Origin of the sequence: Acidaminococcus sp. BV3L6 (assembly GCF_000468835.1) — a bacterium.
Lineage (GTDB): Bacteria > Bacillota > Negativicutes > Acidaminococcales > Acidaminococcaceae > Acidaminococcus > Acidaminococcus intestini.
Genome location: NZ_AWUR01000012.1, coordinates 1 through 3,814, shown reverse-complemented (window position 1 = coordinate 3,814; position 3,814 = coordinate 1). Strand labels below are relative to the sequence as shown.

The window sequence follows — 3,814 nt, the reverse complement described above, 5'->3', positions numbered from 1 at the left end:
AGTCTTCGCATGACAATTAGGGCATTGGACAACAGCTCGATTCAGTTCCATAATAAATTCAATTTGTTGCTCACTGTGGATGCATTTTTTTATTACGTTACCTTTGACATTCAAGGAATTTGCTATATAATCAAATGTGGACATAGGCCATCTTCCTTTCATTTAGGTTTGGCGATTTAATTGTAAGAGTGGATGCCGTCTATGTCCACTTTTTTATGCAAAAATGGGGTGAGGAAAGAATATTTCCTCACCCCAACATTTATTATAGAACCTTTTTATGCAAGGATGGGGTGAGGAAAGAACAATTCCTCACCCCATCCCTTATTGTAGAACAAAAAAAGACTGCAGAGGAAACTCCTCTGCAGTCTTTTTCAATCAGCCAAGATTATTTCAGTTCAACCTTAGCGCCAGCTTCTTCCAGCTTAGCTTTCATAGCTTCAGCATCAGCCTTGGAAACGCCTTCCTTCAGGGTGTTAGGAGCGGAATCAACAGCGGCTTTGGCTTCTTTCAGGCCCAGGCCGGTCAGTTCACGAACAACCTTGATTACGTTGATCTTGCTGGCACCGCAGTCAGTCAGGACAACATCGAATTCGGTCTTTTCAGCAGCAGCAGCACCGCCGGCAGCAGGAGCAGCAGCAACAGCTACAGGAGCAGCAGCGCTAACGCCGAATTTTTCTTCCATAGCCTTAACGAGGTCAGCGAGTTCGAGCACAGTCATGCTCTCAATGGCTTGCATGATTTCTTCTTTAGTCATTTTAAATTCCTCCAAAATTTTTAAATAGAATATGTTTAGGTCGCAGAATCGAACCAACCATTAGGCAGATTCCTGTTCTTTCTTTTGACGAACGGCGTCGACAACGTAAACAAAGTTACGCAGCGTACCGTGAAGGACGTTGACGAGTCCAGAAATCGGGGCCTGCATGCTGCCGATGAGTTTGGCAAGCAGGACTTCGCGGCTCGGCAGATCTGCCAGGGCTTTGACTTCGTCAAGACCGATGACGGCACCATCAAGGATACCAGCTTTGATTTCAAGGGCTTTGTGGTCCTTTGCGAATTCGGAAAGGATCTTAGCAGGAGCAACAGGATCTTCAGCAGAAAATGCCAATGCCGTGTTGTGTTCGAGGAAACTGTCAAGCCCTTCGATTCCTGCTTCTTTAGCAGCGATACGGACGAAGGTGTTTTTCGCAACCATGTACGTTACACCAGCTTCACGCATCTTTCTTCTCAGATCCGTGTCTTCTGCTACGGTCAGACCGCAGTAGTCAACGAGAATGACACCTTTGGAGCCAGTCATCAGATCCTTGAGTTCGGCTACTTTCGCAGCCTTTTCAGGACGAATGCTATGCATCAAGAAACACCTCCTTGCGTTTAGATATATGAATCAATGAAAAGACCTCTCGGCAGGCCGCCGGAGGTCGTATTTATCCAAACACTCCGACCTAGGCAGGCGTTTTGTAACGTTAGGCTTACGCACCTACTGTCTGCGGTCCGATGGTCATTTTCGAATTGATTACTTGTTGCTGTCGGCTTTCAGCACATCGATGTGTACGCCAGGGCCCATGGTGGTGGACAGGGTAACACTCTTGATATACTGGCCTTTTGCGCCGGAGGGTTTTACTTTGATCAGCGTGGAGATCAGGGTAATATAGTTATCCAGCAGTTTATCAGCATCAAAGGAAACCTTGCCGATAGAGGTCTGTACGTTACCGGCTTTATCGGTACGGTACTCAATCTTACCAGCTTTGATTTCATTTACGGCACGGGTTACATCCATGGTAACCGTTCCGACTTTTGGGTTCGGCATGAGGCCTTTAGGACCGAGGAGTTTACCAAGGCGGCCAACCACACCCATCATGTCAGGCGTTGCTACGCAGACGTCAAAGTCGAACCAGCCGCCTTTGATCTTGTCAGCGAGCTCTTCAGCACCAACAAAGTCAGCACCTGCATCCTGAGCTTCCTGAGCTTTTGCACCGCGGGCAAAAACAAGAACAGTCTTGGATTTACCAGTACCATGGGGCAGAACCAGAGCACCGCGGACCTGTTGGTCAGCATACTTCGGATCGACACCGAGGCGAACGGAGCATTCAACAGTGCTGTCGAATTTGGTGACGGAAGTCTTTTTAACCAGTTCAACAGCTTCTTTCGGAGTATATGCCTTGCCAGCTTCGATCAGCTTTGCAGCATTGGTATACTTCTTACCAGCTTTAGTCATTGTACTTTTTCCTCCTAGTGGTGCGAGCGGCTTTCGCCTCCCACTGATTGAGACTCAAATCAGTCTTCTACGACAATACCCATGCTGCGGGCAGTGCCTTCGACCATGCGCATAGCAGCTTCAACGTCTGCAGCGTTCAGGTCCTTCATTTTGGTTTCAGCGATTTCCTTGACTTTGTCACGTTTGATCGTCGCTACTTTGTTCTTGTTTGGTTCGCCGGAAGCTTTATCGATACCAGCGGCCTTTTTCAGAAGGACAGCAGCGGGAGGAGTCTTCGTGATGAAGGTAAAGGAACGGTCTTCGAATACCGTAATTTCAACAGGGATGATGAGACCAGCCTGTTTTTCGGTGCGGGCATTAAAGTCCTTGACGAAGGCCATGATGTTGATACCAGCCTGACCAAGTGCCGGGCCTACAGGAGGTGCCGGAGTTGCCTTACCAGCAGGAACCTGCAATTTTACCATCTTAATGACTTTCTTTGGCATATCAATTCCACCTCCTATCTTACTCTATTGCTTCTACTTGAGAGAAGTTGACTTCAACCGGAGTGACGCGGCCGAACATTTCGATCATGACTTTGACCTTCTGCTGTTCGTCGCTGATCTCCGCCACCGTTCCTACCATATCATTAAAGCCGGGGGCTTTAATACGAACGGTCTGATCTAATTCAACGGGGCATTTCATGCGAATCGGAGCTTCCACGGAAGCTTCCTTCTTCCCAGTGGACTGTTTCCCGAGAATACGCGCTACTTCGCGTGGGGATAAAGGAATGGGTTTGGTGCCCGTGCCGACAAAACCGGTAACACCCGGCGTATTGCGGACAGCGTACCACGTGCGGTCGTCAACAATCATTTCAATCAGGACGTAGCCGGGGAATACCTTGCGGCTCACAACCTTCTGCTGGTCGTCTTTGGTTTCTAGTTCGTCCTGCATGGGGACGAGAACCTGGAAAATCATGTCTTCCATCCCTAGGGAATGGACCTTACTCTCCAAATTCAGTTTCACTTTGTTTTCATACCCGGAATAGGTATGAATGACATACCAGTGTCTTTGACCTTCCATGCTTATTGCACTCCCATCACTAAACGGAACAGTACGGAGAAGACAGCATCAATTGCCCAAATTAAGAGGGACGACGTGATGGCAGCAACAATGACCGTTGCCGTATATCCACCCAGTTCCCGCCGATTGGGCCAAGCTACCTTTTTCATTTCGTTCTTCACATCCCGGAAGAACCCCAACGCTCCGCCGGAGCTTTTTACATCGGGAGTGAGTTGAGTCGATGCCATAATTGCTCCACCTTATTTCGTTTCTTTATGCAAAGTGTGCTTTTTGCAGAATTTGCAGTACTTCTTGATTTCGATACGGTCCGTATCGTTCTTCTTATTCTTCGTGGTCTGGTAGTTGCGCTGTTTGCACTCGGTGCAGGCCAGGGTAATACCAATACGATTGTTGTTCGCAGCCATGTTTTAACACCTCACTTACATTCAAAATCCCTCAAAGTTGCCTATATAGACTATCATACAAGGATGCAGATGTCAACATAAAAATGTGGGACCGACCTGTCCTGTGTCGGTCCCACATCCTAGGCCTCTGCGGCTC

At 48.1% G+C, this 3,814-nt stretch carries 7 protein-coding genes; all 7 read right to left on the bottom strand.

Annotated elements, in window-relative coordinates:
- Positions 1-385: 385 nt before the first annotated feature.
- On the bottom strand, positions 386-754 hold the full coding sequence (gene rplL / locus HMPREF1246_RS03240) for a 50S ribosomal protein L7/L12 (protein ID WP_009016455.1): 369 nt from the start codon (positions 752-754) through the stop codon (positions 386-388).
- A gap of 60 nt (positions 755-814) precedes the next feature.
- On the bottom strand, positions 815-1,348 hold the full coding sequence (gene rplJ, locus HMPREF1246_RS03235) for a 50S ribosomal protein L10 (protein WP_021736675.1): 534 nt from the start codon (positions 1,346-1,348) through the stop codon (positions 815-817).
- Positions 1,349-1,510: 162 nt separating this feature from the next.
- Entirely contained in the window at positions 1,511-2,212 is a 702-nt protein-coding gene (gene rplA, locus HMPREF1246_RS03230) for a 50S ribosomal protein L1 (protein ID WP_021736676.1), read from the bottom strand.
- Between the two features lie 59 nt (positions 2,213-2,271).
- Positions 2,272-2,697 carry a 50S ribosomal protein L11 gene (rplK, locus tag HMPREF1246_RS03225; RefSeq protein ID WP_009016452.1) on the bottom strand — a complete coding sequence of 142 codons (426 nt, stop codon included), beginning with the start codon at positions 2,695-2,697 and terminating at the stop codon, positions 2,272-2,274.
- A gap of 19 nt (positions 2,698-2,716) precedes the next feature.
- Positions 2,717-3,274, bottom strand: a complete 558-nt coding sequence (gene nusG, locus HMPREF1246_RS03220) for a transcription termination/antitermination protein NusG (RefSeq protein ID WP_009016451.1) — start codon at positions 3,272-3,274, stop codon at positions 2,717-2,719.
- 2 nt (positions 3,275-3,276) lie between these two features.
- Positions 3,277-3,501: a preprotein translocase subunit SecE gene (secE, locus tag HMPREF1246_RS03215; protein ID WP_009016450.1), complete on the bottom strand. Its 225-nt coding sequence runs from the start codon at positions 3,499-3,501 to the stop codon at positions 3,277-3,279.
- A gap of 12 nt (positions 3,502-3,513) precedes the next feature.
- The gene (gene rpmG, locus HMPREF1246_RS03210) at positions 3,514-3,678 is read right to left on the bottom strand and encodes a 50S ribosomal protein L33 (protein ID WP_009016449.1); all 165 of its coding nucleotides are present in this window, start codon (positions 3,676-3,678) and stop codon (positions 3,514-3,516) included.
- Between the last annotated feature and the right edge of the window lie 136 nt (positions 3,679-3,814).

Excerpts from the sequence above, each read along its gene's own strand:
- rpmG (WP_009016449.1), bottom strand. The coding sequence starts at position 3,678 with ATGGCTGCGAACAACAATCGTATTGGTATTACCCTGGCCTGCACCGAG.
- rplA (WP_021736676.1), bottom strand. The coding sequence starts at position 2,212 with ATGACTAAAGCTGGTAAGAAGTATACCAATGCTGCAAAGCTGATCGAA.
- nusG (WP_009016451.1), bottom strand. The coding sequence starts at position 3,274 with ATGGAAGGTCAAAGACACTGGTATGTCATTCATACCTATTCCGGGTAT.
- rplL (WP_009016455.1), bottom strand. The coding sequence starts at position 754 with ATGACTAAAGAAGAAATCATGCAAGCCATTGAGAGCATGACTGTGCTC.
- rplJ (WP_021736675.1), bottom strand. The coding sequence starts at position 1,348 with ATGCATAGCATTCGTCCTGAAAAGGCTGCGAAAGTAGCCGAACTCAAG.
- rplK (WP_009016452.1), bottom strand. The coding sequence starts at position 2,697 with ATGCCAAAGAAAGTCATTAAGATGGTAAAATTGCAGGTTCCTGCTGGT.
- secE (WP_009016450.1), bottom strand. The coding sequence starts at position 3,501 with ATGGCATCGACTCAACTCACTCCCGATGTAAAAAGCTCCGGCGGAGCG.